At 73.0% G+C, this 26,432-nt stretch carries 30 protein-coding genes; 17 read left to right on the top strand and 13 right to left on the bottom strand.

Features of this window, described 5'->3' with window-relative positions; translation table 11 throughout:
- Window positions 1-107: 107 nt before the first annotated feature.
- Window positions 108-1,472, bottom strand: coding sequence for an MFS transporter (locus tag ACZ6QO_RS37180; RefSeq protein WP_465858112.1), 1,365 nt, complete (start codon window positions 1,470-1,472; stop codon window positions 108-110).
- 227 nt (window positions 1,473-1,699) lie between these two features.
- Here ACZ6QO_RS37180 and ACZ6QO_RS37175 point away from each other — a divergent pair, with 227 nt between their 5' ends.
- The 11 genes from ACZ6QO_RS37175 (at window position 1,700) to ACZ6QO_RS37125 (ending at window position 9,181) form a co-directional block, all read left to right on the top strand.
- Window positions 1,700-2,179 (top strand): peptide deformylase, encoded by a 480-nt coding sequence (locus ACZ6QO_RS37175; RefSeq protein ID WP_465858110.1) that lies wholly within the window; start codon window positions 1,700-1,702, stop codon window positions 2,177-2,179.
- A gap of 327 nt (window positions 2,180-2,506) precedes the next feature.
- A complete protein-coding gene (locus tag ACZ6QO_RS37170; RefSeq protein WP_465858108.1) occupies window positions 2,507-3,205 on the top strand; it encodes a hypothetical protein in 699 nt (232 codons plus the stop codon).
- Between the two features lie 6 nt (window positions 3,206-3,211).
- Window positions 3,212-4,678: an SRPBCC family protein gene (locus tag ACZ6QO_RS37165; protein WP_465858106.1), complete on the top strand. Its 1,467-nt coding sequence runs from the start codon at window positions 3,212-3,214 to the stop codon at window positions 4,676-4,678.
- A 187-nt stretch (window positions 4,679-4,865) separates the two neighbouring features.
- Window positions 4,866-5,273: a gas vesicle protein GvpJ gene (gvpJ, locus tag ACZ6QO_RS37160; protein WP_465858104.1), complete on the top strand. Its 408-nt coding sequence runs from the start codon at window positions 4,866-4,868 to the stop codon at window positions 5,271-5,273.
- A gap of 1 nt (window position 5,274) precedes the next feature.
- Entirely contained in the window at window positions 5,275-6,198 is a 924-nt protein-coding gene (locus ACZ6QO_RS37155; protein ID WP_465858102.1) for a GvpL/GvpF family gas vesicle protein, read from the top strand.
- A 14-nt stretch (window positions 6,199-6,212) separates the two neighbouring features.
- Window positions 6,213-6,434: a gas vesicle protein GvpG gene (locus ACZ6QO_RS37150; RefSeq protein WP_465858100.1), complete on the top strand. Its 222-nt coding sequence runs from the start codon at window positions 6,213-6,215 to the stop codon at window positions 6,432-6,434.
- Window positions 6,435-6,605: 171 nt separating this feature from the next.
- Window positions 6,606-7,130 carry a gas vesicle protein GvpO gene (locus tag ACZ6QO_RS37145; RefSeq protein ID WP_465858099.1) on the top strand — a complete coding sequence of 175 codons (525 nt, stop codon included), beginning with the start codon at window positions 6,606-6,608 and terminating at the stop codon, window positions 7,128-7,130.
- A gap of 1 nt (window position 7,131) precedes the next feature.
- Window positions 7,132-7,584 carry a gas vesicle protein gene (locus ACZ6QO_RS37140; protein WP_465858097.1) on the top strand — a complete coding sequence of 151 codons (453 nt, stop codon included), beginning with the start codon at window positions 7,132-7,134 and terminating at the stop codon, window positions 7,582-7,584.
- Window positions 7,585-7,634: 50 nt separating this feature from the next.
- Window positions 7,635-8,621: a GvpL/GvpF family gas vesicle protein gene (locus tag ACZ6QO_RS37135; protein WP_465858095.1), complete on the top strand. Its 987-nt coding sequence runs from the start codon at window positions 7,635-7,637 to the stop codon at window positions 8,619-8,621.
- A complete protein-coding gene (locus tag ACZ6QO_RS37130; protein ID WP_465858093.1) occupies window positions 8,611-8,856 on the top strand; it encodes a gas vesicle protein in 246 nt (81 codons plus the stop codon). Before ACZ6QO_RS37135 ends, ACZ6QO_RS37130 begins: the two co-directional genes overlap by 11 nt.
- 61 nt (window positions 8,857-8,917) lie before the next feature.
- A complete protein-coding gene (locus tag ACZ6QO_RS37125) occupies window positions 8,918-9,181 on the top strand; it encodes a gas vesicle protein K (RefSeq protein WP_465858092.1) in 264 nt (87 codons plus the stop codon).
- 25 nt (window positions 9,182-9,206) lie between these two features.
- Here the strand turns inward: ACZ6QO_RS37125 and mshC are convergent, their stop codons facing one another.
- A complete protein-coding gene (gene mshC / locus ACZ6QO_RS37120; RefSeq protein ID WP_465858090.1) occupies window positions 9,207-10,430 on the bottom strand; it encodes a cysteine--1-D-myo-inosityl 2-amino-2-deoxy-alpha-D-glucopyranoside ligase in 1,224 nt (407 codons plus the stop codon).
- A gap of 242 nt (window positions 10,431-10,672) precedes the next feature.
- On the opposite strand from mshC, the gene ACZ6QO_RS37115 reads away from it, so the two are divergent.
- Window positions 10,673-12,463, top strand: coding sequence for a serine/threonine-protein kinase (locus ACZ6QO_RS37115; RefSeq protein WP_465858088.1), 1,791 nt, complete (start codon window positions 10,673-10,675; stop codon window positions 12,461-12,463).
- Window positions 12,464-12,481: 18 nt separating this feature from the next.
- Here the strand turns inward: ACZ6QO_RS37115 and ACZ6QO_RS37110 are convergent, their stop codons facing one another.
- From ACZ6QO_RS37110 to ACZ6QO_RS37090, 5 genes are all read right to left on the bottom strand, one after another.
- A complete protein-coding gene (locus ACZ6QO_RS37110) occupies window positions 12,482-13,231 on the bottom strand; it encodes an NRDE family protein (RefSeq protein ID WP_465858086.1) in 750 nt (249 codons plus the stop codon).
- A 66-nt stretch (window positions 13,232-13,297) separates the two neighbouring features.
- Window positions 13,298-14,062: an SCO1664 family protein gene (locus tag ACZ6QO_RS37105; RefSeq protein WP_465858084.1), complete on the bottom strand. Its 765-nt coding sequence runs from the start codon at window positions 14,060-14,062 to the stop codon at window positions 13,298-13,300.
- A complete protein-coding gene (locus ACZ6QO_RS37100; RefSeq protein ID WP_465858082.1) occupies window positions 14,059-14,619 on the bottom strand; it encodes a DUF3090 domain-containing protein in 561 nt (186 codons plus the stop codon). The genes ACZ6QO_RS37105 and ACZ6QO_RS37100 overlap by 4 nt, the downstream gene beginning before the upstream one ends.
- A gap of 9 nt (window positions 14,620-14,628) precedes the next feature.
- Window positions 14,629-15,342 carry a histidine phosphatase family protein gene (locus tag ACZ6QO_RS37095; RefSeq protein WP_465858080.1) on the bottom strand — a complete coding sequence of 238 codons (714 nt, stop codon included), beginning with the start codon at window positions 15,340-15,342 and terminating at the stop codon, window positions 14,629-14,631.
- 9 nt (window positions 15,343-15,351) lie between these two features.
- On the bottom strand, window positions 15,352-16,173 hold the full coding sequence (locus ACZ6QO_RS37090; RefSeq protein WP_465858078.1) for an undecaprenyl-diphosphate phosphatase: 822 nt from the start codon (window positions 16,171-16,173) through the stop codon (window positions 15,352-15,354).
- A gap of 148 nt (window positions 16,174-16,321) precedes the next feature.
- On the opposite strand from ACZ6QO_RS37090, the gene ACZ6QO_RS37085 reads away from it, so the two are divergent.
- A complete protein-coding gene (locus tag ACZ6QO_RS37085; protein WP_465858076.1) occupies window positions 16,322-17,272 on the top strand; it encodes an aldo/keto reductase in 951 nt (316 codons plus the stop codon).
- Between the two features lie 180 nt (window positions 17,273-17,452).
- Window positions 17,453-18,706 (top strand): hypothetical protein, encoded by a 1,254-nt coding sequence (locus ACZ6QO_RS37080; RefSeq protein WP_465858074.1) that lies wholly within the window; start codon window positions 17,453-17,455, stop codon window positions 18,704-18,706.
- 42 nt (window positions 18,707-18,748) lie between these two features.
- Here ACZ6QO_RS37080 and fabI read toward each other — a convergent pair whose 3' ends face one another.
- On the bottom strand, window positions 18,749-19,513 hold the full coding sequence (gene fabI, locus ACZ6QO_RS37075) for an enoyl-ACP reductase FabI (protein ID WP_465858130.1): 765 nt from the start codon (window positions 19,511-19,513) through the stop codon (window positions 18,749-18,751).
- A 1-nt stretch (window position 19,514) separates the two neighbouring features.
- The gene (gene fabG / locus ACZ6QO_RS37070; RefSeq protein WP_465858072.1) at window positions 19,515-20,219 is read right to left on the bottom strand and encodes a 3-oxoacyl-ACP reductase FabG; all 705 of its coding nucleotides are present in this window, start codon (window positions 20,217-20,219) and stop codon (window positions 19,515-19,517) included.
- A 76-nt stretch (window positions 20,220-20,295) separates the two neighbouring features.
- On the opposite strand from fabG, the gene ACZ6QO_RS37065 reads away from it, so the two are divergent.
- Both ACZ6QO_RS37065 and ACZ6QO_RS37060 read left to right on the top strand, forming a co-directional pair.
- Complete coding sequence (locus tag ACZ6QO_RS37065) at window positions 20,296-21,795, top strand: TldD/PmbA family protein (protein WP_465858070.1); 1,500 nt, start codon at window positions 20,296-20,298, stop codon at window positions 21,793-21,795.
- A complete protein-coding gene (locus tag ACZ6QO_RS37060) occupies window positions 21,792-23,159 on the top strand; it encodes a metallopeptidase TldD-related protein (RefSeq protein ID WP_465858068.1) in 1,368 nt (455 codons plus the stop codon). The genes ACZ6QO_RS37065 and ACZ6QO_RS37060 overlap by 4 nt, the downstream gene beginning before the upstream one ends.
- 49 nt (window positions 23,160-23,208) lie before the next feature.
- Here the strand turns inward: ACZ6QO_RS37060 and ACZ6QO_RS37055 are convergent, their stop codons facing one another.
- Window positions 23,209-23,421, bottom strand: coding sequence for a dodecin (locus ACZ6QO_RS37055; protein WP_465858066.1), 213 nt, complete (start codon window positions 23,419-23,421; stop codon window positions 23,209-23,211).
- Window positions 23,422-23,514: 93 nt separating this feature from the next.
- On the opposite strand from ACZ6QO_RS37055, the gene ACZ6QO_RS37050 reads away from it, so the two are divergent.
- Complete coding sequence (locus tag ACZ6QO_RS37050; RefSeq protein WP_465858064.1) at window positions 23,515-23,826, top strand: DUF3099 domain-containing protein; 312 nt, start codon at window positions 23,515-23,517, stop codon at window positions 23,824-23,826.
- A 253-nt stretch (window positions 23,827-24,079) separates the two neighbouring features.
- Here ACZ6QO_RS37050 and ACZ6QO_RS37045 read toward each other — a convergent pair whose 3' ends face one another.
- From ACZ6QO_RS37045 to moaA, 3 genes are read right to left on the bottom strand one after another with little or no spacing between them, the layout of a single operon-like run.
- Complete coding sequence (locus tag ACZ6QO_RS37045; protein ID WP_465858062.1) at window positions 24,080-24,337, bottom strand: DUF6457 domain-containing protein; 258 nt, start codon at window positions 24,335-24,337, stop codon at window positions 24,080-24,082.
- A gap of 24 nt (window positions 24,338-24,361) precedes the next feature.
- The gene (gene mobA, locus ACZ6QO_RS37040; RefSeq protein WP_465858060.1) at window positions 24,362-25,036 is read right to left on the bottom strand and encodes a molybdenum cofactor guanylyltransferase; all 675 of its coding nucleotides are present in this window, start codon (window positions 25,034-25,036) and stop codon (window positions 24,362-24,364) included.
- Between the two features lies 1 nt (window position 25,037).
- Window positions 25,038-26,027, bottom strand: a complete 990-nt coding sequence (moaA, locus tag ACZ6QO_RS37035; protein ID WP_465858058.1) for a GTP 3',8-cyclase MoaA — start codon at window positions 26,025-26,027, stop codon at window positions 25,038-25,040.
- Window positions 26,028-26,432: the final 405 nt, after the last annotated feature.

The following is a 26,432-nucleotide window of genomic DNA, read 5'->3' as shown; positions in this document are numbered from 1 at the left end:
CGGTGAGCGCCGCCGCCCGGCCCACGCGTGTGCGGGCCCGGGCGGCGCCGGAGTCCGGCGCCGCCCGGGCGTTCCCGTCCCGGACGTGGAGCTCTGACGGGCCCGGTTCAGACCCTGGCGGTGGCGAGGCTCGGGGCGAGCCGCACCCCGACCGTGCGCAGGTAGCAGAACCAGGTCAGTGCCCCGCACACCACGTAGAAGCAGGCGAACGCGGCCAGCGCGGCGCCCGCGCCGCCGGTCGCGGCGATCGAGGTGCCGAATCCGCGGTTGATGAAGAAGCCGCCGAACGCGCCGATGGCCGAGATGATCCCGATGGCGGCGGAGCTGTCCCGCTTGCCGGCGGCCAGCGCGGCGTCGTACGCGGTGCGGTCCTCCGGCGAGATCCCCTCGACCGCCTTGGCCCGGAAGATGGCCGGGATCATGCGGTAGGTCGAGCCGTTGCCCACCCCGGTGAGCGCGACGAGCACCAGGTAGGAGGCGAAGAAGAAGCCGAAGTTGTGGGTGGAGACCCCGAAGCCGACCAGCGCGACGGCGACGCCCATGGCGCCGAAGTTCCACAGGGTGACCCGGCCTCCGCCGAGCCGGTCGGAGAGCCGGCCGCCGAGCGGCCTGATCAGCGATCCGACGAGCGCCCCGAGGAAGGCCCAGGTGACGGTGGAGGTGTGCTCGGGGAACTGGCTCTTGATCAGCAGCGGGAAGGCGGTGGTGTAGCCGATGAAGGAGCCGAAGGTGCCGATGTAGAGGAACGACATGATCCAGGTCTGCGCCCGCCGGGTGATCTTGAGCTGTTCCCTCGCGCTCGCTCTGGCGGTGGTGAGGTTGTCCATGCAGAAGAACGCGCCCACCGCGGCGATGATGACGAACGGCACCCAGAACAGCCCGGCGGCCGCCAGGCCGAAGCCGGCGATCACCAGCGGCATGACCAGCTGCACCGAACTGACGCCGATGTTGCCGCCGGCGGCGTTGAGGCCGAGGGCCCAGCCCTGCCTGCGCTCGGGGTAGAAGTAGGTGATGTTGGCCATGCTGGAGGCGAAGTTGCCGCCGCCGAGCCCGGCCGTGGCGGCGATGAGCAGGAAGGCCCAGTACGGCGTGGCCGGGTCGCTCACGGCGACGGCCAGCAGGACGGCGGGGATGAGCAGCAGCAGCGCGCTGACCACCGTCCAGTTGCGGCCGCCGAACTTCGCCGGGGCGAAGGTGTAGGGCAGGCGCAGCGTCGAGCCCACCAGGTTGGGCAGCGACACCAGCCAGAAGAGCTGGTCGGTGGAGAACTTGTAGGCGCCGAGCTTGACGGCGACGATGCTCCAGACGGTCCAGAGAGTGAAGCCGAGGTGCTCGGCCAAGATCGAGAAGATCAGGTTCCTGCGGGCGACGCCCTTGCCGCGGCTCTCCCAGAAGCCGGGATCGTCGGGCCTCCAGTCACTGATCCAGCGGCCTCTAGCCGCAGCGGTACGGGTAGCGTCCGTCACCGACACGGTTCCTCCTCAATGTGCTCTGGGGGTCGGGAGGCTCCGAAGTTAGCGAGGCGGATCACACCGGACGACGACGAATGTCAGATATCGGCGTTACTTCCGACGCACGGACGAAACATGTGATGCACAGGCATCACGACGGCAACATCGAATTAACAAAGATTGCCCGGCGGCCGATCGGGCATCCTTTCCGGGAAACCCACTCAGTCTCGTCACCTCCGGGAGCGGGCATGACCGGCGTCCAGCAGATCAGGCTCTTCTCCGACCCGGTGCTGCGCGCCGTGGCGCAACCGGTGACGAGCTTCGACCGCTCCCTGCGCGACCTGGTCAAGGCGCTCCAGGCGACCACCAGGGCGGGCTCCGGCAGGGCCGGGCTCGCCGCCCCGCAGATCGGGGTGCCGCTGCGCGTGCTCACCTTCGAGCTGGACGGCAGGTCCGGCCATCTGGTCAACCCGCGCCTTGAGTTGTCGGAGCGCACGATCGTCGCCGACGAGGCGTGCCTGTCGGCGCCGGGCCTCTGGTGGCCGCTGGAACGCTCCTACTCGGTCGTCGCCCGGGGCCGCGACATGTACGGCAAGCCGGTGACGGTGCGGGCGCTCGGCATGCTGGCCAGGGTGCTCCAGCACGAGGTCGACCACCTCGACGGCGTCCTGTTCTGCGACCGCCTTCCCGCCGACGAGCGCGAGCGCTTCTTCGCCGCCATGCCGTGAGGCGGCGCCGGACGTCACGCCGCCCGGCGTCCCCATTCATGTTGTGACGGCGCCCGACTGAAGCCGGCCAGAGGCAACATTTCGCCATCTCGGGTTGTATGTCCCTTTTTTTCGCCAATGCGCGTTCTGTCGCAATGTGGCCGGGTAGGGCCTTCGACGATCCGGAAGCGTGCCGGACCAGGCCGCTTCCGCACATCGGGGGCGTCCCGCTTCCCGCACGCGCGCGACCGGCGCCAGGCCGGCCCTGCCGGCCCCGCAGGCCGGGAGCACCGGAAGGCGGCCTCGCCGGGCGGATCCCGAGACGGGAAGCCGGAGAAGGAGGCAATCGTGACAAGCGGACTGAAGGTGGCCGTAGCCGTCGCCCTCGGCTACTTCCTCGGCCGGCACCGCAGGTTCAAGCTCGCGGTCGCGCTCGGGGTGGCGGGCGCCACGGGCAAGCTCGGCGGCACCCGGGGCAACCTCCTCGAACAGGGGCTGAAGCTCGCGAGCTCCTCCCCGGAGCTCGAGAAGATCATCAACAGCGTCCGCGGCGAGCTGTTCGAGGCCGGCAAGGCCGCCGCGAAGGCCGCGGCCAGCAGGCAGGTCAGCTCGCTGAGCACGAAGCTCCAGGACCGTGCCGAGGCCCTGCAGCACGCGGCGACCGTCGCGGCCGGCCTGGAGGATCAGGCGACCGGCGCCGCCGGAGAGGCCGCAGGAACGGCGAAGGGCGGCGTCACCAGCCTGCGCGAGCGGGCCGCAGGAGGCCTGCGCACCGCCAGGTCCCGGGTGCGCCGGCCGGCCGAGCGCCCGCCGGAGGACCTGGAGGAGGAAGAGCCGTACGAGGAGTACGACGAGGAGGACGAGTACGAGGAGGAGCCGCCCCCTCGGCGCAGGCAGACCGAGGACCGCGCGCGCCCCGCCGGACGTGAGGCGCGCAGGCCCGCCGAGGAAGAGGAGCCGGGGGACGAGGAGCCGAGGCCGCGCGGTCGCGTGGTCCGCGACCAGCCGTCGCCGCGCTCGCGGCCGATCCACCGGACCAGGGGGTGATCCTCGATGGCCGAACCGAGAAGGGAAGGGCCCGGCGCCGCCGCGGCCAACCCGCTCAAACACCAGATGCGCGGGCTGGCCGGCGTCGCCGGACGGCTCGCGCTCACGGCCGTACGGCGCAAGATCGAGAGCACCACCCGGCAGCTCACCGACTTCGCCGAGAACGGCGGCATGCGCACCGTCGGGCAGCTCGCCGGGTCCGAGGGCCGGTTCGGCCGGGTCAAGGGGCTGGCCAAGCTCGCGTTCAGCGGTCTGAAGAGCAAGCTCGGCTTCGGCGGGCGCGGCGCCAAGGGCAAGAAGCTCAAGTTCCACAACATCGTCGAGTCGCTCGACATCGGCGCCCCGGTACGGGTGGTCTACAACCAGTGGACGCAGTTCCAGGACTGGCCGAACTTCATGAAGAAGGTCGAGAAGGTCGTCCAGGAGAGCGACGAGAAGCTGACCTGGCAGGCGAAGATCTTCTGGTCGCGGCGCACCTGGCAGTCCACGATCAGCGAGCAGGTGCCGGACGAGAAGATCATCTGGCGTTCGCAGGGCGCGAAGGGGTACGTGGACGGCACCGTGACCTTCCACGAGGTCACCCCTGACCTGACACGGGTTCTGGTGGTGCTGGAGTACCACCCCAAGGGGCTCATGGAGCACATCGGCGGCATCTGGCGGGCGCAGGGCCGCAGGGCGCGCCTGGAGTTCAAGCACATGCGCCGGCACGTGATGACCGAGAACCTGCTGCATCCCGATGAGGTCGAGGGGTGGCGCGGCGTCATCCACGAGGGCGAGGTGGTCAAGGACCACGAGACCGCCCTGCGCGAGGAAGAGGAACGCGAGGAACACGAAGAACACGGCGGGCCCGCGCCCGGGGAAGGCGAGGAAGCCGAGTACGAAGAAGGCGAAGAGGCCGAAGAGGGCGAGTACGAGGAGGGCGAGGAGCCCGAGGAGGGCGCGCCGGAGGAAGGTGAGGAGGCCGAGGCTGCCGAGGAAGGCGAGGAGGCCGAGGAGCAGCGTCCCCGCCGCCGCGCGGAGGCGGCCGAGGAGCAGCGTCCCCGCCGCCGTACGGAGGCGGCCGAGGAGGAGCGTCCCCGGCGCCGCGCGGAGGCGGCCGAGGAGGAGCGTCCCCGGCGCCGCGCGGAGGCGGCCGAGGAACGCGAGGGCGAAGGTGAGCAGGCCCCCGAGGAGCGGCGCAGGCGGCGGCTTCCCTGGGGTCCGCGGCGCGCGGAACGGCCGCGGGCGCATCAGAGTTCGGCGGAGGAGCCGCGGGGCCGGGTGCGCCAGAGCGGGCGGGCCGAGGAGGCCCGCGGCCGGGGTCGCCGGTCCGAGCCCGCTGAGGAGGAGGAACAGCGGGCGCCCGCCCGGCGCGGGAGCGAGGGCGGCGGGCCCGATGAGCCCCGGACGCGGCGGCGCCGCCCCGAAGGCGAGGAGCCCGCGCGCCGGAGCCGCCGCGAACCGGCGCCCGAGCCGAGAGGCAGAGGCCGATGACCCCGGCCCCCGGGATGGCCGGGAGGCGGCGGCCGATGACCACCCGGCCCTCGGCGGACCGGAAGGACGAGGCCGATGACCTCCCGGGCCTCGGGGGACGGGCGGGAGGACGAGACGAGCACCACGGCCGAAGGCGGATGAGGGGCGCGCCTCCGCGCGCGTTGAGCCACAGCAAGGAGTGGAGCGTATGACCATCGTGCAGCCGTCGAGCGGCGGGCCGGCCGGCCGGCCGGCCTCATCGGGCGGTGGGCTGGCCGACGTGATCGACACGATCCTGGACAAGGGGCTGGTCATCGACGCCTACGTCAGCGTCGCGCTGGTGGGCATCGAGTTGCTGACCATCAATGCCCGTGTCGTCGTCGCCAGCGTCGACACGTATCTGCGGTTCGCCCAGGCGGTCAACCGGCTGGACATCGCGGAGGGCCAGAAGGGGCTTCCCGAGCTCATGCAGGACATGACGCAGGGCGTGGCCAAGTCGAAGACCAAAGGCGTCGCCCAGGGCGCGCTGGAGGCGGCGGGCGAGAAGCTGCGTGACTTCATCACCGAGTCGGCCGAGCAGCCCGCGCACCGCAGGCGCGGGCGTGAGGAGGACTGACATGGCCCGTTCGACTTCCGGCCCCGCCGCACCGGGGTCTGAGAAGCAGGCTCCGCAGGCTCGTCACGGCAGGTCCGCCGGCGCGCCGGAGGCGGTGGACGCGCGGGCGCCGCGCGACGCCGCCGCGAGCGCCTCGGGCCGGGCCGGGGAGCGGCCCGGCGTCCCGGCCGCCGAGGAAGAGCGCGCGACGGCGTCGTACATCTACGGCATCCTGCCCTCGGACGTCGAGCTGACCCCGGAGGCCCGCGGGGTGGGCGACCCGCCCGGCGAGATCGCCCTGGTGCGGCACCGCGACATCGCGGCGCTGATCAGCGGCCTGCGGCTCAACCGCCCGCTGGGCAGGCCGCAGGACCTCATGGCGCACCAGAATCTGCTGGACGACGTGGCCGCCGAGGTGCCGGTGCTCCCGTTGCGCTTCGGCGCTGTGATGGAGAGTCCCGAGGCGGTCGTCCGGGAACTGCTGTCCCCGCATCACGACGAGTTCCGGGCGGCGCTGGAGGAACTGGAGGGAAAGACCCAGTTCGTCGTCAAGGCCCGCTACGACGAGGGCGTGGTCCTCCGGGAGGTGCTCACCGAGGAGCCCGAGGCGGCCCGCCTGCGGGAGGAGATCCGCGGCCTGCCCGAGGAGGCGACCTGGGACGCGCGGATCCGGCTCGGCGAGATCATCAACCGGGCGATCGAGGGCAAGCGCGACGACGACACCCAGGCCCTGGCCGAGGCGCTGGCCCCGCACGCCGTCACGATCGTCATCCGGGAGCCCACGCACGAGGAGGACGCCGCCCACCTGGCCGTCCTGGTGGAGACCGACCGGCTTGAGGAGTTCGAGAACGCGCTGGAGGACGCCGGCCGCCGCTGGGCGGACCGCGTCACCCTGCGCCTGCTCGGCCCTCAGGCGCCCTACGACTTCGTCGACGCCCGCGGGTGAGGGTGCGGTGGGACATGGGCCTGGTCAAGCTGCTCTTCGGCTGGCCGCTCGTGCCTGTGGAGGCGCTGATCCGGCTGGGCGAGCTCATCGAGGAACAGGTGGAGCATCAGCTGCGCGACCCGGCGTCGGTGCGGCGGCAGCTGGAGGAGGTGGAGGAGGCGCGCGCCGCGGGCCTGATCTCCGAGGCGGAGAGCGCCCGCGCGACCGAGGAGATCCTGCAACGGATGATCGGCTAGTGCGGGTGACCGGTCTTCGCCGGAAGGCCGCCCCTCCCCCAGCCCGGCGCCGGGACACGACCGCGTGCACCCACGCCGGACGTCGGTGCGCGACCGCGTGGAACCACGCCGGGCGCCGGGCAGGAGGCGCGTGCGCCCGCGCCGGGCGCCGGGCAAGAAGGAGGTGACATCGTGCCGGCCAGCCGCAGACCCCGTGACCGGCGGAGCGCCGCGGGCGACGACCGCTACGAGTACGGCACGCCCGCGGACGCCGCCGCGGCCGATCCCGTGGACGCCGCCGACGACTACGGGGACCACACCGGCTATGAGGACCGCACCGGTCACGGGGAGCACACCGGCTATGAGGACCGCACCGGTCACGGGGAGCACACCGGCTACGGGGACGAGCCCGGGACCCGGCGCTCCGCCGGGCGGGCGAGGACCTCCCGGCGGCTGACCGCGGCCACGGCCGGCCGCGCCGGGCTCGACTACATGGCCGGGCTGACCGGCAAGGACGTCGAGGGCGTCACGCTGGTCAAACCGGCGGGCGACGGCTGGACCGTCGAGGTGGAGGTCGTCGAGGACCACCGGATCCCGTCCTCCGGCGACACCCTGGCGATCTACGCCATCGACCTCGACTCCGAGGGGGACCTGGTCTCGTACCGGCGGGTGCGCAGCTACAAGCGCGCCAAGGGCGACACGGGCGGGGTGTACTGACATGTCCGAACCAACCCGATCCGCACGCGTGGTGTCCCCGTACGGCTCGCCGCAGCGTGCTCCGGCCCGTGACTCGGGCGGCAACCTCGGCGACATCCTGGAGCGCGTGCTGGACCGCGGCGTGGTGATCGTGGGCGACATCCGCGTGAACCTGCTGGACATCGAGTTGCTCACGATCAAGCTGCGGCTGCTGATCGCGTCGGTGGACACGGCGCGCGAGCTGGGCATCGACTGGTGGGAGCACGACCCGTGGCTCAGCTCCAGGGACCACGACCTGGTCGAGGAGAACCGCCGCCTGCGCCGCCGCCTCGCCGCGGCGGAGGGCGACCGTCTCCCCCTTCAGGACGAGCGGGCCGCCGCCGCCGACGACGAACGGATCGGGGCGTACGACCGGCGGAACCCCGTGGAGGAACCCTCCCGCCGCCCGCGCCGACGGGAGGACGACGATGACTGAGACGACGACCGCCTCTTGCGGGTTCGATGCCTCTTCCGAGGAGGGGCACGGTGCCTGACAGCGGGACGTACCTGTACGCGGTCACCCACGCGGACGACCGTCCGGGACCGGATGTGCTGGAAGAGTTGAAGGGCGTGGCCGGAGCGCCCGTGCGGGCGGTCGTGGCCGCCGGGCTGGCCGCTTACGTGAGCACGGTGCCGCTCGACGAGTTCGGTGAGGGGCCGCTGCGGCGTTCGCTGGAGGACCTGGACTGGGTCGGGGAGACGGCCCGCGCGCATCACCGCGTCGTGGAGGCGGTGGCCGGGGCCGCCCCCTCCACCGCGCCCGTCCGGCTGGTCACCGTCTACAGCGGCGACGACCAGGTGCGCGACCTGCTGGACCGGCGCCGCGAGGAGTTCACCGACGTCCTGTCACGCGTGGCGGGCCGCCAGGAGTGGGGCGTCAAGGCCTACGCCCACGCGCCGGCGGGAGACGACCACCGAACGACCACCGAGCACGCGGCCCCCGAGCCCCGGACCGCCGCCGGACGGTCGAGACACGAGAACCGGCCGGCCGGCGAACAGCCATGCCAGGAACACCGGACAGCCGGCGGGCGGTCGGTGCGCGAGGACCGGATGGCCTCCGGGCGGCCGGGACAGGAGGCTCCGGCGGCCGCGAGGCCGGGCACCGAGTATCTCAGGCGTCGTAAGGCGAGCCTGCGCAGCCGTGACGACGCCTGGCGCGAGGCCGCCGAGCGCGCCGAGTTCATCCACGCCACGCTGACGGAGGTGGCGGTGGCGGGCACCCGCCACCGTCCCCAGGACCCCCGGCTGTCGGGACGCGACGACTGGATGCTCCTCAACGGCGCCTACCTTGTCGACGTCGAGCGCCGCGAGGAGTTCGCCGCCACGCTGGACGCCCTGCGGGGGCCCGGGGTGGAGATGGAGCTGACCGGCCCGTGGGCCCCGTACTCCTTCACCGCTCTCGAGCCGGCCGGCGCCGAGGACGGCGAGCCGGTCGAGGACCCCGGCGGGCCGGAGGGGCGCGATGGGTCGTGAGATGGCGCCTCGGGGCGCCGAACTGGCCGCCCAGGGGCGGCTGCCGGCCGAGCGGGTGGCGCTGGTCGACCTGCTGGACCGCCTGCTCGCGGGCGGGGTCGTGATCACCGGCGACCTGGTGCTGTCCATCGCGGACATCGACCTGGTGCGCATCTCGCTGCGGGCGTTGATCATGTCGGTACGGGAGTCCGAGCCGCTGCAGATCGGAGTGCGGCATGAACGCCCCTCGCCGTGACCCCTCCCGGCCGGGGCGGGGCTCGGGGGGCGGTGGCGCCTCACGGTCCGGGCCATGGCGGTTGGACACCGATCCGGAGACGGTGGAGCGAGATCTCACCCGCCTGGTGCTCACCCTCGTGGAGCTGGTGCGGCAACTCGTGGAACGGCAGTGCGTGCGGCGCATGGACCAGGGCGACCTGTCCGACGATCAGATCGAGACGCTGGGCCTGACGCTGATGCGGCTGGAGGAGGCGATGACGGAACTGTGCGAGCGCTTCGAGCTGTCGCCCGCCGACCTCAACCTCGACCTCGGCCCCCTCGGCACACTCCTGCCCACCGACTGATCTCCGAAGGGGCGAGCCGGGTGGGTCAAAGGGCGACGCCGAGGAGGGCGTCGGTGGTGGCGCGGATCAGGGCGGGGGCCGCGGGGTCGTCGCCCTCGTTCGCCAGGGCCCGGGTGGCCCAGTCGTCGACGGCCTCCAGCGCGCCCGGCGCGTCGAGGTCGTCGGTCATCCGCTCGCGGACGCGCTGGAGCACCGGCCCGGCGTCGGGGCCGGCCGCGCGGTCGACGGCCGACCGCCAGCGGGCCAGCCGCGCCGTCGCGGTGTGGATCTGGTCGCCGGTCCACTGCCAGTCTTCGCGGTAGTGGTGGGCGAGCAGGGCCAGCCGGATCGCCATGGGGTCGTGCTCGGCGCGCAGCCGGTGCACGAAGACGAGGTTCCCCCGGGACTTCGACATCTTCTCGCCGTCGAGGCCGACCATGCCCGCGTGCACGTAGGCGCGGGCGAACGGCCACTCTCCCGTGGCCACGTGCCCCTCGCTGGCGCCCATCTCGTGGTGCGGGAAGATCAGGTCCGTTCCGCCGCCCGACACGTCGAAGCCGCTGCCGAGGCGGTTCAGCGCGATCGTCGTGCACTCGACGTGCCACCCCGGCCGGCCGGGGCCGAACGGCGAGGGCCAGGACGGCTCGCCGGGACGCTCGGCCCGCCACAGCAGCCAGTCGAGCGGGCTGCGCTTGCCCGGGCGGTCGGGGTCGCCGCCGCGCTCGGCGAACAGCTTGAGCATCAGCTCCTCGGAGTACCCCGAGACCGCGCCGAACTTGGGAGCGGCGACGGCGGAGAAGTACACGTCGCCGTCGACGTCGTAGGTGGCTCCCTTGTCCTTCAGCCGGCCGATCAGCTCGGCCACCTGGCCGACGACCTCGGTGACGCCGACGTAGTCGTCCGGCGGGATGATGCGCAGCGCCTCCATGTCGGTGCGGAAGAGCTCGATCTCCTTGGCGGCCAGTTCCTGCCAGTCGACGCCGGTCTGCTGCGCGCGTTCGAGCAGGGGGTCGTCCACGTCGGTGGCGTTCTGGGTGTAGTGCACGGCGTGGCCGGCGTCCCGCCACATCCTGTTCGCCAGGTCGAAGGCGAGGTAGGTGTTGGCGTGCCCGAGATGGGTGGCGTCGTAGGGCGTGATGCCGCAGACGTACATCCGCGCCGTGGGCCCCGGGGCGGTCTCCCTGACGCCCCTGGCCGAGGTGTCGTTGAGCCGGAGGGGGAGGCCGATGCCGGGCAGCGAAGGGATCTCGGGAGCAGACCACGATTGCATGCCCTGAGCCTATCCATGTGGCCGAGTGGTGCGATCACCCCGGGGTGTCCGTTTTGGGACTGCGGTGCCGGACGGGGTCGATGACACAAAAAGGTACTTGGTCACGTTCCAACGTGGCAGAATCTTGCCGCCGTGGGTAGAGGGGGCGTCGGCACCTAGCGTTCGCATGCCGAGGGAGTTCTCGATTGCCGCCTTCAAAGCCCCTGGGGCCCACCGATCCCGCCATGATCGCCTCATACCGGGTGACTGGGCGGATCGGTGAAGGCGGCCACGGCGTCGTCTACGCCGCCGAGACCGAGGCGGGCGCGCGGGTCGCGGTGAAACTGCTGCACCGCCGCTTCTCCGCGGACGAGCAGGTGCGGCGCTCGTTCGGCGTCGAACTGCGCCGGGCGCAGCGGGTGACCGGCCCGCGCGTGGCCCGCGTCCTGGCCTACGGGGTGCACGACGGGGGGCTGTACTACGCCAGTGAGCTGGTCGACGGCCCGTCCCTGTGGGAGGTCGTGGAGCGGCAGGGCCGCCGGTCGGGCGACGCGCTCACCGAGATCGCCCTCGGGACGCTGACGGCGCTGACGGCCATCCACCAGGCGAGCGTCGCCCACGGCGACTTCGGGCCGTCCAGCGTGCTGCTGGGCCCGCAGGGGCCGCAGGTGATCGACTTCGCGGTCGGGCGGGTGCTCGACCGTCCGCTCGCGCCTGACGGGTTCGCGGGCGCGTCCCCGTTCATCGCGCCGGAGCATCTGGCGGCCAAGATCCCCGGGCCTGAGAGCGACATGTTCGCCTGGGCCGGCACGATCGTCTACGCCGCGACCGGGCGCGCCCCGTTCGGGCAGGACTCGGTGCCGGCGGTGGTGAACCGCATCCTGAACGGCGTCCCCGACCTGTCGGCGCTGAGCGGCACGCTGCTGGACGCGGTCACCGCGTGCCTGGACCGGAACCCGGCCAGGCGTCCCGCCGCCCGCGAGCTGCTGGCCCGCCTGGAGGGCGTGGAACCGGGCCCCGGAGGCACCGGATCCGGCACCGGAGCGGTACCTGGAACCGGGTCCGGCCCTGGAACCGGAACCCGAGCCGGAGCCGGAGCCGACGCCGGGCCCCGCGTGCCGCCGGTCTCGGAGGCCCGCGCCTGGCCGCCGGAGCCTCCTGGCGCGGCGCCCGCGGCCTCGCCGTCGGCCTACCGGGGGCCGATCCCGCTGAGCCCGCGGCCGCTGTGGCACGGCTCCGGGGACGTCCCCGCGTCGCCGGCCGGCCCCGCGACCCCGCCGCCGGCGGAGGCCCGGCCGGTCGGGCCGGCGACGCAGACCCGCTCCGCCGCACCGGCGACGGCGGCCGGCGCTCCGCCGATGGGCGGGGACCGCCTCTCCGCGGCGCCGGAGGTGACCGGGCCCGTCCCTGTGCCGGGACGGAACCGGCCGGTCACCGCGCCGGCGGCGGGCCCGCCCGCCACCTCGTTCCGCGGTGACCGGCAGCGGCGCCACAGGCGCCGCAACCGCGCCATCGTGGCGGTCGCCGGGGGTGTCGCGCTGGCCGCCGCCGTGGCGATCGTCGCCGTCGGCACGGGCGGCGGCGGGGTGGAGACGCGGATCCCCGGGGCGGCCGCCCCGCCGCCGCCCGCCCCCGCGGCGAGTTCGGCGTCCCCGAGCGCGGAGGCGTCGCCGCCGGTGACCGACCCCACCCCGGTCCCCTCGCCGTCCAGGTCGAAGGCCAAGCCCAGCGAGAAGCCCGAGCCGAGCCCGAGGACGCCCACGAGGCGGGCGGCCGCGCCGGTGCTGATGGTCAGCCCGGCCCGCATCCGCGTCAGGTCGGACTACATCTCCTACGTGAACATCAAGCTCAGGGCGCCGGGCGGGGCCGTGCGGTGGCGGGCCTCGATCAGCGAGGGCGGCGTGCTCAGCACCACCGGGGGCCGGATCAGAGCGGGCAGCTCCGCCACGATCACCGCCTACGGCACTCCGTACTGCAGCACCTCCAAGGTCCGCTTCACCTCCAACGGGGGCAGCAGGACGGTGACGATCATCTGGGGCGGCATCCTCTGCTGAGCCGCACCCCGTCCCCGCTCACGCCGCCGGAGGCGGGGGCGGGAGGACCCGGTACCAGGAGGAGGGGCCGGCCGGGCGGGGGCAGAAGTCGTAGCGCGACTCCTCGCCGCCGAGCGCGACCAGCGTGATCGAGGAGGTGCCCCAGATCCGTCCGTCGGGAAGCTCCCGGCGCACCACCAGCGCCCTGGGGTCGGCGGCGTCCAGGCCCGCGCCGGAGGCGAGCCGCCGCCACTCCCGCCACGTCCCCTCCCCGGCGTCGCGCGCCGACGGGCGCACGGCCGCGGCGAAGCGCGGCCGGAAGTACGCCACGCGCGGGTCGGCCTCGCCGGTCTCCCAGCCGCTGTTGACCACGATGTGGACGCCCGCGGGAAGCTTGGCCTCGGTCACGCCGTGCCCGTCCCAGCTCCACATCCGCGCGCCGCCGGCGTCGGCGACGAGCAGGTGGAAGGGGTCGTAGCGGGAAAGGTCGCCGCCGGGCGGCTCGCCGAGCACCGCCGCCTTCAGCGGCAGCTCGCCCCGGCTCACGCGGATCGCCTCGGGGGCGGCGGCGCCGCGCCCGTTCAGCAGCGCGGCGACCCGCGGGCCGCCGGGGTCGACGGCCAGCCAGGTGCCGCCGGCCGACAGGTCGCGCCCGCCGACCAGGGCGGGGTGGCCGGGCCAGTGGGCCGCGGGCGGCTCCCACGGCCGCGACAGGATCTCGTCACGCACCCCGGCCAGCACCAACGGCGTCTCGGCGCCGGGCTCGACGCTCACGATGACCGTACACACGCCCGTTCCCTCCATATCGGTAGAGATGGACACATCTACCGCAGGGTACGGCCCCCCGGTCGCGGCTCAGATAGGCGGCCAGGGGATCGCGGGCCAGTCCTCCGACGGGGAGGGGTGGACGCCGGTGCTGAGCAGGCGGCGCACGCGGTCCCAGGTGGCCTCGACCTCGGGCAGCGTCAGCAGCTCACGCAGCCGCCGGCCGAGCCTGCCCCGCTCGATGTCACGCTCGAGCCGTGCCAGGACGTTCACCGCCTCGCGCGGAAGGGGCTTGCCGCGCCACTGCCACAGCACGGTGCGCAGCTTGTCCTCGGCGGAGAAGCAGACGCCGTGGTCGACGCCGTAGATGTGCCCGTCGGGCAGGGGAAGCAGGTGGCCGCCCTTGCGGTCGGCGTTGTTGACCACCGCGTCGAAGATGGCCATGCGGCGCAGCGCCGGGCTGCGGCTGCGGATCAGCGCCATGAGGTCGACGTCGGGGTCGGTGTCGATCCACAGCTGGCACATGCCGGGGCCGAACGGCCCGTCGCGGTAGACGCTCGGCGGGACGATGCGCCAGCCGGTGGCGGCCGACACCTCGAACGCGGCGACCTCGCGGGCGGCGAGCGTGCCGTCGGGGAAGTCCCACAGGGGACGCTCGCCCCTGACGGGCTTGTAAACGCACTCGGCGACGACCCCGTCCAGGCGAATGGAGCAGTAGAGCGTCATGTTGGTCGCCTCGACCAGCCGGCCGGCGACCTCGATGGTGCCCTCGCGCAGCAGGCGCAGGGCGGTGACGTCGTCCAGCCCGGGGGTGCCGGGGATGCTGCTGAGCCGGGGGTCGCTCTCTGCACTCACGTACGGTCCCCCCGGTGGCCGTTGAGGCGTACGCAGATGTGCCCTTCGGCGTCCAGCGGCTGGCCGCACAGGGGGCACGGCGGGCGTCCGGCCGCGACGATCTCCAGGGCCCGCTGGGTGAAGGCGCGGGCCTCGGCGGCGCTTATGTGGACGCGCAGGACGGCCGAGTCGGGCGCGTCCACGTCGATCGTCTCGTCCTCGTCCTCGTCGCCGGTGACCTCCTTGGCCTCGATCACCACCTGCGAGGTGTCGGGATCCCAGGCCAGGGCCATGGTGCCGACCCGGAAGTCCTCGTCGAGGGGAAGGTCGAGGGGGGCCTTGTCGGCGAGCTCGACCGGCGCCATGGCGGGCACCGGGGCGGTGCCGCCGCTGCGGCGCAGCACCTCGTCGAGCAGCTCGTCGAGGCGATCGGCCAGGACCGCGACCTGGAACTTCTCCAAGCCCACGGTCGTCACCCGCCCCTGACCGCGGGCTTGCAGAAAGAAGGCGCGTGATCCCGGTTGCCCTACGGCACCGGCCACGAACCTCTCTGGCGGATCGTAGTCGAAGACCGGCATAGCCCGACCTTACGTGGTCCCGGCTCCGCCGCCGACAGCGGCGTCGCTCCCGGTGAAATTTTCTCCCCCGTCTTCCCCCTCCGAACCCTCGGCTTGGGCCGGTGGGGGTAGGAGATTTTCCACCCCGCCGCCCACGTCGTTGACTCGCAGGACAAATGGCCGCAGCGCGGTGTAGCGGATCACGGTGAGGGAGGCGGGGTCGGCCGTGATGCGCTGGAACTGGTCGAGGTGCGCGCCGAGCGCGTCGGCGACGATCGCCTTGATCACGTCCCCGTGGCTGCACACGAGATAGGCGGCCTCGTCGCCGAGTTTGGCGTTCCAGTGACGCACCGCGGCGACGGCCCGGCGCTGGACGCCGGCCATCGACTCGCCGCCCGGGAAGACCGCCGCGCTCGGGTGCTGCTGCACCACCCGCCAGAGCGGTTCCTTGGCCAGCTCCTCCAGCGGGCGGCCCGTCCAGTCGCCGTACCCGCACTCGCCGAAGCGGTCGTCACTGGCGATCTCCAGCCCCTCGCGGCCGTCCAGGATCGCCTGCGCGGTCTCCTGGCATCGCTCTAGCGGGCTGGAGACGACGGCGTCCAGGCGCACGGGCGCCAGCCGCGCGGCGAGGGCCTCGGCCTGGGCGCGGCCCCGCTCGCTCAGATGGACCCCTGGGGTCCACCCCGCGAGCACCGGCCCCGTCATGTCGGTGAGACCGTGCCGCACCAGAAGCAAAGTGGTCACAAAGCAAGCTTATTGGCCCGTGATCACCCCTAGAGACAACAGTGTCAGCAGAAAGGCCCCGATGAAGACGCGATAGGTGACAAAAATCATCATGGAGTGGCGGGTGATGTACCGGAGCAACCAGGCGATCGAGGCGTATCCGACGACGAACGACACGACGGTGGCGATGATCGTCGGCACCAGGTCGGGGCCGCCGCCCGCGCCGACGTCGCGCAGCTCGAACAGCCCCGAGAGCACCACCGCGGGGATGGAGAGCAGGAAGGAGTAGCGGGCCGCCGCCTCGCGGGTGAAGCCCAGGAAGAGCCCGCCGGTGATCGTCGACCCCGAGCGGGAGGCGCCCGGCACCAGGGCGAGCGCCTGGAAGCCGCCGATGATCAGCCCTTGTCTCAGCGTCAGCTCGCTGATCGGGGTGCGTTGCCGCCCCATCTGCTCGGCGAGCAGCAGGAGCAGGCCGAACACGATCAGCACGGTCGCGTTGATCCACAGGTTGCGGGCGGGGCCCTCGATCTGGTCTTTGAACACCAGCCCGATCAGGCCTAGCGGGATGGTGCCGAGGCCGATGTACCAGCCCATGCGGGCGTCCAGGTCGCCGCGCAGCTCCGGGGTCCACAGGCTGCGCAGCCAGGTCCAGGCGATGCGCACGATGTCGCGCCAGAAGTAGATGACCACGGCCAGCATCGTGCCGAGCTGGATCACCGCGGTGAACGCCGCGCCCGGGTCCCCCCAGCCGAACAGTCTGGGCACGATGAGCAGATGAGCGGAGCTGGAGATGGGCAGGAACTCGGTGAGCCCCTGCACGATGCCCAGCACGATGGCTTGCAGTGCGTCCATAGTGCGCGCCAGCCTAGGGCAGGCGCGGGGCGAGGGTGGGCGGTGTGGGGGTGGAACCGGCGATGATCTCGCCGGGGCCGCCGCGGAAGAGCGCGTCGTGCGGTTTCGGCCCGGATGAGACGTTCCAACGCGGTAACCTGGCCGGATCATGGATCAGCGAATGGTCGGGCGCAGCGGTCTTTCGGTGTCACGGGTGGGGCTGGGCACCATGACCTGGGGGCGCGACACCAGCGCGGAGGAGGCCTCCGCGCAGCTCGTCGCCTTCGCCGACGCCGGGGGCACACTGGTCGACACCGCCGACGTCTACGCGGGCGGCGACGCCGAGCGCCTGCTCGGCGGCCTGCTGCGCGACTCGGTGCCGCGCTCGCAGATGGTCATCGCGACCAAGGCGGTGCTGACGCCGAGGGGCCACCGGTCGCGCGACGCCTCCCGGCGGGGCCTGCTGTCCGCGCTGGACGCCTCTCTGGCCCGCCTGGGCGTGGACGAGGTCGACCTGTGGCAGCTGCACGCCTTCGACGCCGAGGTGCCGCTGGAGGAGACGCTGGCGGCGGTCGACGCCGCCGTCGCCTCCGGCCGGGCGGTGTACGCCGGGGTGTGCAACTACGCGGCGTGGCAGCTCGCCGCCGCGGGCGTGTGGCAGCGTTCGGCGCCCGCGCGCGCCCCCATCGTCTCCGCGCAGGTGGAGTACTCCCTGCTGGCCAGGGACGCCGAGCGCGAGCTGCTCGCCGCGGCCGAGCATGTCGGCGCGGGGGTGCTGGCGTGGTCGCCGCTCGGGCGCGGGGTGCTCACCGGCAAGTACCGGGTGGGCATCCCCGCCGACTCGCGCGCCGCGACTCCGCACTTCGCCGACTTCGTCCAGCCCTATCTGGACGAGCGGTGCCGCCGCGTCGTCGAGTCGGTCACCACGGCGGCCGAGGGGCTCGGGGTGTCCCCGCTCGCGGTGGCCCTGTCGTGGGTGCGCGACCAGCCGGGGGTGGCGGCGGCGATCGTGGGGGCGCGGACGCACGCCCAGCTCAAGGGAGTGCTGCAGGCCGAGGAGCTGACGCTGCCGGTGGAGATCCGCGAGGCGCTCGACGACGTCTCCTCCGTCGACCCCTGAGGCCGCGCGGCCGGGGACGGGCGTGATGCCTAACGGGAATGACGCTCGCGTATCACTACTCGGTACCGAATCGCACCTTTTCATGGAAAGACCGGCGTGGTGGCACACGATGGTCTTGAAGACTGCGGGAGGGGAGCCCGTGTCTTCCGGGTGCGTCGGTGAGGACGATGGAGGGCGACCATGCTCAAAGGCACGACCGCCATCTCGGCGGGAGCGCTGACACTCGCACTGGCGGGAGGCACCGCGCTGCTGGCGGCGCCGGCCGCCGGATCCTCGGCGGGGGACGGCTGCGCCCGCGGCGGCTCGGCCCTGGCGGGCCTCACCGGAGGCGTGTGCGATCTGCTGGGCGAGACGGGGACCACCGTCGGCGACCTCGCCGGCCGTCACGCCGGTGATCGCGGCGGCGACGCCCGCGAGCCGGTGACGGTCTCCCGACGCGACGACACGAAGAACCGGGCGCCGGACCCGGTGGCCGGGGACGCCTCGGCGGACGAGGCGTCCGAGCCGGCGGCCGGACGGCCCGGCGGCGGGCGCAAGCGCGTCACCGATCTGGCCGGCGACGTGCTGGGGACGGTTACCGACACTGTGACCGACACGGTGACCGACACGGTGACCGACACGGTCTCCGAGCTCGCCGGCGACGCCCTCGAACCCGTGGCCGACGCCGTCTCGGACCTCGGCCGCGACCCGCTCGGGCCGGTGGCCAACGGGCTCAAGAAGACCGCCGGCAAGCTGACCGGCGGCGGCCGGCCCTCCCCCACGGCCGACTCGGCCCCTCAGGACGCGCCTTCCGCGAGCCCGTCCGGACGTTCCGAAGCTCCGCAGGACTCCTCCGGCGGCCTGATCGAGCTGCCGATCGAGACCGGCTGCCTGCCCCTGGTCGGCTCCGGAGCCTGCGACGGGGAGGACGACGGCGAGACGCCGCGGGAGTCCGAGCCGCCCGCCGGAGCGGACCGTTCCACGCCCTCCTCCTCCCCCACGCCCTCGGCCACCCCGGGCATCCCGTCCGGCGGGAGCGGCGGCACCGGTGACCGCTCCGCGGACGCCGGCGGCGGGTCCGAGGACGCGATCACGCCCTCGGGCGGCATGGGAACAAACCCGCCCGTGGACCGTGCCACACCCGCGGCCCGCGTGCCGAGGCCGCCGTCGGCGGACGTGGAAGCGCCGCCGATGGTGCCGCTGTGGCCGGGGCTGCCGTTGCCGTCGCTGGTCGGGGACCCGCGGGCGCGCACCGCCGTGCCGAGCCGGCCCTACGACGTCGTCGGCACCGTGCTGACCGCGGTGCTGCTCGGCTCGGCGATCCTCGCGGCGCGCATCGTGCAGTCGCGCCGGACCGCCGACGCGCCCCGGTCGATGCCGTTCGACGGCCTGCGCCCGTCGGAGCCGTTCGAGGGCATGCGCCCGTCCGACGCCGGCCGCCACCGCCTGGCCTGAGCCGGGCGGCGGCCGACGGCGTGGAATGCGTGGAGGCGGTGGTCAGGCGCCGATGGCGTGGACGCCGCCGTCGACGTGGACGATCTCGCCGGTGGTGGCGGGGAACCAGTCGGACAGCAGGGCCAGGCATGCCTTGGCGGCGGGCACCGGGTCGGCGAGGTTCCACCCGAGGGGCGCCTTGGCCGGCCAGCTGTCCTCGAACTCGGCGAAGCCGGGGATGCTCTTGGCCGCCATGGTGCGCAGCGGCCCGGCCGCAACGAGGTTCACCCGGATGCCGTGCTTGCCGAGGTCGCGGGCCAGGTAGCGCGAGCACGACTCGAGGCCGGCCTTGGCCACGCCCATCCAGTCGTAGACCGGCCAGGCCTTGGTGGCGTCGAAGTCGAGGCCGACGACCGAGCCGCCCTCCTTCATCAGCGGCAGGCAGGCGACCGCCAGCGACTTGAAGGAGTAGGTGGAGATGTGCACGGCCGTGGCGACGTCCTCCCACGGCGTGTTGAGGAAGTTGCCGCCGAGCGCGGTCTGCGGCGCGAAGCCGATCGAGTGGACCACCCCGTCCAGGCCGCCGAGGTGCTCGCCGACGCGGTCGGCCAGCGTGTCGAGGTGCTCGGTGTTCTGCACGTCCAGCTCGATCACCGGGGGCGGCTCGGGCAGGCGCTTGGCGATGCGCTCGACCAGGCTCAGGCGGCCGAAGCCGGTGAGCACGATGGTGGCGCCTTCCTGCTGGGCCAGCTTGGCGACCGAGTAGGCGATGGAGGCGTCGGTGAGCACGCCGGTGACCAGGAGCCGCTTGCCGTCGAGGATGCCCATGTCAGTGCCCCATTCCAAGGCCGCCGTCCACCGGGATGACCGCCCCGGTGATGTAGGCGGCGTCCTCGCCGACCAGGAACTTGACCGTGCGGGCGATGTCGGCCGCGGTCGCGGCCCGGCCGAGCGGGATGTTGCGCAGGATGGCGTTCTGCTGCTCGTCGTCCAGGACGGAGGTCATGTCGGTCTCGACGAAGCCGGGCGCCACGATGTTGACGGTGATGCCGCGGGACCCGAGCTCGCGCGCCAGCGAGCGGCCGAAGCCGATCAGGCCGGCCTTGGAGGCGGCGTAGTTGGTCTGGCCGGCCGAGCCGGACAGGGCGACGACCGAGGATATGAGCACGATGCGCCCGCGGCGCATGCGCAGCATGCCGCGGGTGGCCCGCTTGGCGACGCGGTAGGCGCCGGTGAGGTTGGTGTCGATGACGTCGGCGAAGGCGTCTTCCTTCATCAACGGCAGCAGGGTGTCCTTGGTGATGCCGGCGTTGGCGACAACGATCTCGACGGGGCCGTGCTCGGCCTCTGCTTTGGAGAAGGCCACGTCGACGTCTTCGGAACTGGTGACGTCACACTTGACGCCGAAGAGGCCCTCGGGGGGCTCTCCGGATCGGTAGGTGACGGCGACGGCGTCACCGGCGGTGGCCAGCTCGCGGGCGATCGAAAGGCCGATCCCGCGGTTGCCGCCGGTTACGAGTACTGATCGAGGCATGGGCACGACGCTATCGCCTACTCGCAGGTAAACCCATATCCGCCCCGTACAAGATCACACGGTTAGGATCGTGGACATGCGCCAGATCGATCCCGACTTCCTCGCCCTTCCGCTCAGGCGGCTGGCGGACGCGGCCCTGCAGCGCGCCCGAGAACTGGGCGCCGAACACGCCGACTTCCGGCTCGAACGGGTGCGCGGCGAGACGCTGAGTCTCTTCGACGCCCGCCTTGAGGGCTCCATGGACGCCGACGACCTCGGCTACGCCGTCCGGGTCATCCGCGAGGGCACATGGGGCTTCGCGGCGGGCATCGAGCTGACGCCCGAGGCCGCCGCCGACGTCGCCGAGCAGGCCGTGAAGGTCGCGCGGGTCGCCGCCGCGGTCAACCGCGAGCCCGTCGAACTCGCCGCCGAGCCGGTGCACGACCAGGTCACGTGGGTGTCGCCCTACGACGTCGACCCCTTCTCCGTGCCGATGAAGGACAAGGTCGCCCTGCTCGCCGACTGGTCGGCCGGCCTGCTGAAAGATCCGCGCGTCGACCACGTCTCCGCCTCGCTCATGCAGGTCAAGGAGCAGAAGTTCTACGCCGACACCGCCGGCACGCAGGCCACCCAGCAGCGGGTGCGCGTCCACCCGGTCCTCACGGTGATGCGGGCGGCCGAGGGCCGCTTCGACGACATGCGCACGCTGGCGCCGCCCGTGGGGCGCGGCTATGAGTACCTCACCGGCACCGGCTGGGACTTCCCCGCCGAGCTGGCCACGCTGCCCGAGCTGCTGGAGGAGAAGCTCAAGGCGCCCTCGGTCGAGGCGGGCGTCTACGACCTGGTCATCCACCCCTCCAACCTGTGGCTGACCATCCACGAGTCCATCGGGCACGCCACCGAGCTCGACCGGGCGCTCGGCTACGAGGCGGCCTACGCCGGCACCAGTTTCGCCACCTTCGACCGGCTCGGCACGCTCGAGTACGGCTCGCCGATCATGCACGTCACCGGCGACCGCACCGCCGAGCACGGCCTGGCCTCCATCGGCTACGACGACGAGGGCGTGGCGACGCGCCAGTTCGACATCGTGCGCGGCGGCACGCTGGTGGGCTACCAGCTCGACCGGCGCATGGCGCTGCTGAAGGGCCTCGGCCCCTCCAACGGGTGCGCCTTCGCCGACTCCCCCGGCCACATGCCGATCCAGCGCATGGCCAACGTCTCCCTGCAGCCCGCGCTCGACGGCCCTTCGACCGACGAGCTGATCTCGCGGGTCGAGCGCGGCATCTACGTCATGGGCGACAAGAGCTGGTCCATCGACATGCAGCGCTACAACTTCCAGTTCACCGGCCAGCGCTTCTACCGCATCGAGGACGGCCGGCTCACCGGGCAGGTGCGCGACGTGGCCTACCAGGCCACCACCACCGACTTCTGGCGCTCCATGGAGGCCGTCGGCGGCCCGCGCACCTACGTCCTGGGCGGCGCCTTCAACTGCGGCAAGGGCCAGCCGGGTCAGGTGGCGCCGGTCAGCCACGGATGCCCCTCGGCGCTGTTCCGCGGGGTCAAGATCCTCAACACCGTTCAGGAAGGTGGAAAGTGACTCCCCAGGAGACCGTCGAGCGTGCCCTTGCCCTCAGCAAGGCCGACGAATGCGTCGTGATCGTCGACGAGGGGGCCACCGCGAACCTCCGCTTCGCCGGCAACACGCTGACCACCAACGGCGTGGCCCGCTCCTCCCAGCTCACCGTCGTCTCGATCACCGGCCGGGGGGTCGGCGTCGTGTCACGGTCGGCGGTGCGCGCCGACCAGCTCGCCGACGTGGTGACCGCCGCCGACCTGGCCTCCCACCAGGCGCCGCCCGCCGAGGACGCCCGGCCGCTGGTGGCCTCGGCGCAGTCGGCCGACTGGGACCGCCCCGCCGAGTCGACCTCGATCGAGGTGTTCGAGCGGTTCGCGCCGGCGCTGGGCGAGGCGTTCGCCGGCGCCGAGGCGGCCGGCCGCAGGCTGTACGGCTTCGCCGAGCACATCGTCACCTCGACCTTCGTCGGCTCCTCCACCGGGCTGCGGCTGCGCCACGACCAGCCGACCGGGCGCCTGGAGCTCAACGCCAAGTCCCCCGACATGTCCCGCTCGGCCTGGACCGGCGTGGCCACCAGGGACTTCACCGACGTGGACGTCGCCTCGCTCGACGAGAGCCTCGGGGTGCGCCTCGACTGGGCCAAGCGGCGCGTCGCCCTGCCCGCGGGGCGTTACGAGACGCTGATCCCGCCCACGGCGGTGGCCGACCTGATGATCTACCTGTACTGGTCGGCCGGGGCCAGGGACGCCGCCGACGGCCGCACGGTGTTCTCCAAGCCGGGCGGCGGCACCCGCGTCGGCGAGTCGCTGTCGCGGTCTCCGGTGCGCCTGTACAGCGACCCCGCGGCCGGTGGCATCGAGTGCGCCCCGTTCGTCGTCGCCCACGCGGGCAGCCGCGAGCGTTCGGTGTTCGACAACGGGCTGCCGCTGTCGAGCACCGACTGGATCCGCGACGGCGCCCTGTCGGCGCTGCTGCAGAGCCGCCACTCGGCCGAGCTGACCGGGCTGGCGGCGACCCCGGCCATCGACAACCTGATCATGGCGGGGCCCGAGGGGGGTCGCTCGCTGGAGGAGATGATCGCCTCCACCGACCGCGGCCTGCTGCTGACCTGCCTGTGGTACATCCGCGAGGTCGACCCGCAGTCGCTGCTGCTGACCGGCCTCACCCGTGACGGCGTCTACCTGGTGGAGAAGGGCGAGGTGGTCGGCGAGGTGAACAACTTCCGGTTCAACGAGAGCCCGGTCGACCTGCTGGGCCGGCTCACCGAGATCGGCCGCGAGGAGCAGACCCTTCCCCGCGAGTGGAACGACTACTTCACCCGCACGATCATGCCCCCGGTGCGGGTGCCCGACTTCAACATGTCGACGGTCAGCCAGGCGAGCTGAGCGGCCTCCCCCGGTGCCGGGTGTCCCGGCACCGGGAGCACGCCGTCCCTCAGGAGTCCTCCAGGCGGAAACCGACCTTCATCCCCACCTGGTAGTGGCCGATCTCACCGTCCGTGATCTGGCCGCGCACCTCGGTCACCTCGAACCAGTCGAGGTGGCGCAGGGTCTGGGACGCGCGGCGGATCCCGTTGCGGATGGCCTGGTCCACGCTCTCGGGCGACGTGCCGACGATCTCGGTCACGCGGTACGTACGATCGCTCATCGATGTCTCCTTAGCGTCGGCCTTGATCGTATGACGCCGCCGGGCCCATGGCCGCCGTCACCGCCGACCACTTCGCGGACTAACGTGGAAGGCGTGAGGTTTCGGCGCGGCCGCACGGTCGTACATCAGGTCACCGACGCGAGGCCCTCGCTGACGGCCGACATCGGCCGCCGAGAGAAGCGTTATTTCATACAAATGGGCATACGCACCATTTGTCTGATTCTAGCCGTGGTGCTGGACGTCCCCTGGCCGGTCAGGGCGCTTTTCGTCGCCGGCGCCATCTTCCTGCCGTACGTCGCCGTCGTGGGCGCGAACCAGCCGAACACCGGCGCGAGCAGCGCCTTTGACGAGGAACGACCTAACCAAACCGAGATACCACGCCATCGACGCGAGATCGGGTCGTGACAAACTCTTGACGCACCCCATGGGTTGTAGGTGTACGCTTTAAGCAAGCGCTCTGGTCCCCCGTCGGAGCGCTCGTGCCGGCGTTCCGGGCCCCCGTCGGAACGCCGATGAAGCGACGCCGGGTGGTTTGCCCCCGTAACCACCCGGCGTCGCCCATTCTCGGATAAAACCGCTGGTCAAATGCGTTGGCACCCTCTTTCGGCGCGTCGGCGCGCGACCCTCCGACGCCCCTTCGAGGCGGTTCACCGGCAGGTCAACGATCGCCGAGGGTCTCCGCCGTCGCCTGCCCCCAGTTCTCCGCCAGCGCCGACAGCCGCTCGGCCGCCTGCGGCGGAGCGGTGCCGGCGCCCTGCGCCAGCCCGAGCAGATACGCCGTGAGCGGCGCCGCGGGACGGGCCACCCCGTGGGCGACATCCCTGGTCAGATCGAGGACGGCGTCCCTGTCGACCTTCTCGGGGTCGACGCCCAGCTCTTTGCAGACCAGCGCCGTCCACTCAGCGAGCACGTTCATGTAGTCCCTTTCGTCGTGAACCTTTCACGGCCGCCCGCGCTCACCCGCCGCGCGGGGACCGGACGCCGGCTCGGCGTCCCCGCGTGGTGTCAGCCGCCTGGCGTCCCGCACGTCGTCGATCGTGTCGCAATCGAACCACGGAACCGGGCCGCCGTCGCCCACCGGGAGCGCGAGCCGCGCCGGGCCCAGCGGGCCGAGCAGGCCGCGCAGCGACCGCCCCGCGTAGCCGGCGAGCGCCCGCGAGAGGGCCTCGGCGCGCCAGACGCCGGTGAGCCACTGCTCGCGCCCGTCGTCGTCGACGAGCACCGCCCCCGGCCCGCCCCCAGCGGCCGACAGCAGCGCCGTCACGTGCTCGGGCAGCAGGAAGGGCAGATCGGCCGCCAGCAGCGCCACCCAGGGCGCGCGAGAGCGCGTCAGGCCCGCGCGCAGCGCCGGCACCGGGCCGCCGCCCGGCGGACGCTCGCGGACGAACTCGGCGCGGGGCAGCCCGGCGCGACGCGGGCCGACGACGATGAGCCGCGCGGCGGCGGGCACCGCGGCCACGACCCGCTCGATGAGCGTCAGGCCGCCGACGCTGACCCCCGGCTTGTCACCGCCGCCGAGCCTGCGCGCCTGGCCTCCCGCCAGCACCACCGCGTCATAACACGGCCCGGCGGGCGCCGCGGGGTCGTGCGGCGGCGCGGGCGGCGCGGCGCCCATCTCAGCCGCCGATGGCCGACATGGGGCGGGACGGCTGCAGGAAGCTCGGATCGTCGATGCCGTGCCCGGCGCGCTTGCCCCGCACCGCGGCGGCCCAGCGCCGCGCGAGCTCGTCGTCGGAGGCGCCCGAGCGCAGCGCGAGGCGCAGGTCGGACTCTTCGGTGGCGAACAGGCAGTTGCGGACCTGGCCGTCGGCCGTCAGCCGCACCCGGTCGCAGGCCCCGCAGAACGGGCGGGTCACCGAGCCGATGACGCCGACCTTCGCCGGCCCGCCGTCCACCAGGAACACCTCGGCGGGGGCGCTGCCCCGCCGCCCCGGGTCGTCGGGGGTGAGCGTGAACTCGGCCGAGAGGATCGACAGGATCTCGTCGGCGGTGACCATGTCGTCGCGGCGCCAGCCGTGCTGGGCGTCCAGCGGCATCTGCTCGATGAAGCGCAGCTCGTAACCGTGCTCCAGGCAGTAGCGGAGCAGCCGGACGGCGTCGCGGTCGTTGACGTCGCGCATGAGGACGGAGTTGACCTTCACCGGGCGCAGGCCGGCCGCGTCGGCGGCGGCCAGGCCCGCGAGGACGTCGGGCAGCCGGTCGCGGCGGGTGAGCCTGGCGAAGACCTCGCGGTCGAGGGTGTCGAGGGAGACGTTGACGCGGTCGAGCCCCGCCTCGGCCAGCGGCCCGGCCAGGCGGGCCAGGCCGATGCCGTTGGTGGTGATCGAGAGCTGGGGCCGGGGGCGCAGCGCGGCGGTGCGCGCGACGATGTCGACGAGCTCGCGCCGCAGCAGCGGCTCTCCTCCCGTGTAGCGGATCTCGGTGATGCCGAGCCGCTCGACGCCGATGGTCACCAGGCGGCAGATCTCGTCGGCGGTGAGGAGTTCGGGTTTGGGCAGCCAGTCGAGCCCCTCCGCGGGCATGCAGTAGGCGCAGCGGAGGTTGCACTTGTCGGTCAATGAGACCCTGAGGTCGGTGGCCACTCGCCCGAACGAGTCAACGAGCACCGGGGGGACCTCCTGTGGTTGCGCGATAGTCGTCTGTGAACGCGATCGTCGTCTGTGGAACCGCACTTTCACAGTAGTCGTCGCCTCCGACGAAACAGCCCGGCGCCCCGCGGCATTCCGAGCGCCCGGCCCCAGTTTCCGCCGCTTACCCCCTACCCCGCCGGCCTGCCACCCGCGCCCACCCGCCCGTACATCCGCACGCTCGCCGCGTCCACCCGCCCGTGCGCCGCACGCTCCTCGCGTCCACACGCTCGTCGGTCCCGGCCCGTGGGGCGTCCGCGCTCCCCCTGCACGCGGGCGGGGGGGGGGGGGGGGGGGGGGGGGGGGGGGGGGGGGGGGGTGGGGGGGGGAGGGGGGGGGGGGGGGGGGGGGGTTCTCCCGGGGGCGGTGTTTTTCCTTCTCTCG

The organism is Sphaerisporangium sp. NPDC049457 (assembly GCF_055586705.1).
Note: the sequence above shows the minus strand (reverse complement) of the source record. Positions and strands in the feature narration are given on the sequence as shown.

Coding starts and splice junctions, on each gene's coding strand:
- ACZ6QO_RS37175 (WP_465858110.1), top strand. CDS start 1,700: ATGACCGGCGTCCAGCAGATCAGGCTCTTCTCCGACCCGGTGCTGCGC.
- ACZ6QO_RS37165 (WP_465858106.1), top strand. CDS start 3,212: ATGGCCGAACCGAGAAGGGAAGGGCCCGGCGCCGCCGCGGCCAACCCG.
- gvpJ (WP_465858104.1), top strand. CDS start 4,866: ATGACCATCGTGCAGCCGTCGAGCGGCGGGCCGGCCGGCCGGCCGGCC.
- ACZ6QO_RS37155 (WP_465858102.1), top strand. CDS start 5,275: ATGGCCCGTTCGACTTCCGGCCCCGCCGCACCGGGGTCTGAGAAGCAG.
- ACZ6QO_RS37150 (WP_465858100.1), top strand. CDS start 6,213: ATGGGCCTGGTCAAGCTGCTCTTCGGCTGGCCGCTCGTGCCTGTGGAG.
- ACZ6QO_RS37140 (WP_465858097.1), top strand. CDS start 7,132: ATGTCCGAACCAACCCGATCCGCACGCGTGGTGTCCCCGTACGGCTCG.
- ACZ6QO_RS37130 (WP_465858093.1), top strand. CDS start 8,611: ATGGGTCGTGAGATGGCGCCTCGGGGCGCCGAACTGGCCGCCCAGGGG.
- mshC (WP_465858090.1), bottom strand. CDS start 10,430: ATGCAATCGTGGTCTGCTCCCGAGATCCCTTCGCTGCCCGGCATCGGC.
- ACZ6QO_RS37100 (WP_465858082.1), bottom strand. CDS start 14,619: ATGCCGGTCTTCGACTACGATCCGCCAGAGAGGTTCGTGGCCGGTGCC.
- ACZ6QO_RS37090 (WP_465858078.1), bottom strand. CDS start 16,173: ATGGACGCACTGCAAGCCATCGTGCTGGGCATCGTGCAGGGGCTCACC.
- ACZ6QO_RS37085 (WP_465858076.1), top strand. CDS start 16,322: ATGGATCAGCGAATGGTCGGGCGCAGCGGTCTTTCGGTGTCACGGGTG.
- ACZ6QO_RS37080 (WP_465858074.1), top strand. CDS start 17,453: ATGCTCAAAGGCACGACCGCCATCTCGGCGGGAGCGCTGACACTCGCA.
- fabI (WP_465858130.1), bottom strand. CDS start 19,513: ATGGGCATCCTCGACGGCAAGCGGCTCCTGGTCACCGGCGTGCTCACC.
- fabG (WP_465858072.1), bottom strand. CDS start 20,219: ATGCCTCGATCAGTACTCGTAACCGGCGGCAACCGCGGGATCGGCCTT.
- ACZ6QO_RS37065 (WP_465858070.1), top strand. CDS start 20,296: ATGCGCCAGATCGATCCCGACTTCCTCGCCCTTCCGCTCAGGCGGCTG.
- ACZ6QO_RS37055 (WP_465858066.1), bottom strand. CDS start 23,421: ATGAGCGATCGTACGTACCGCGTGACCGAGATCGTCGGCACGTCGCCC.
- ACZ6QO_RS37045 (WP_465858062.1), bottom strand. CDS start 24,337: ATGAACGTGCTCGCTGAGTGGACGGCGCTGGTCTGCAAAGAGCTGGGC.
- mobA (WP_465858060.1), bottom strand. CDS start 25,036: ATGGGCGCCGCGCCGCCCGCGCCGCCGCACGACCCCGCGGCGCCCGCC.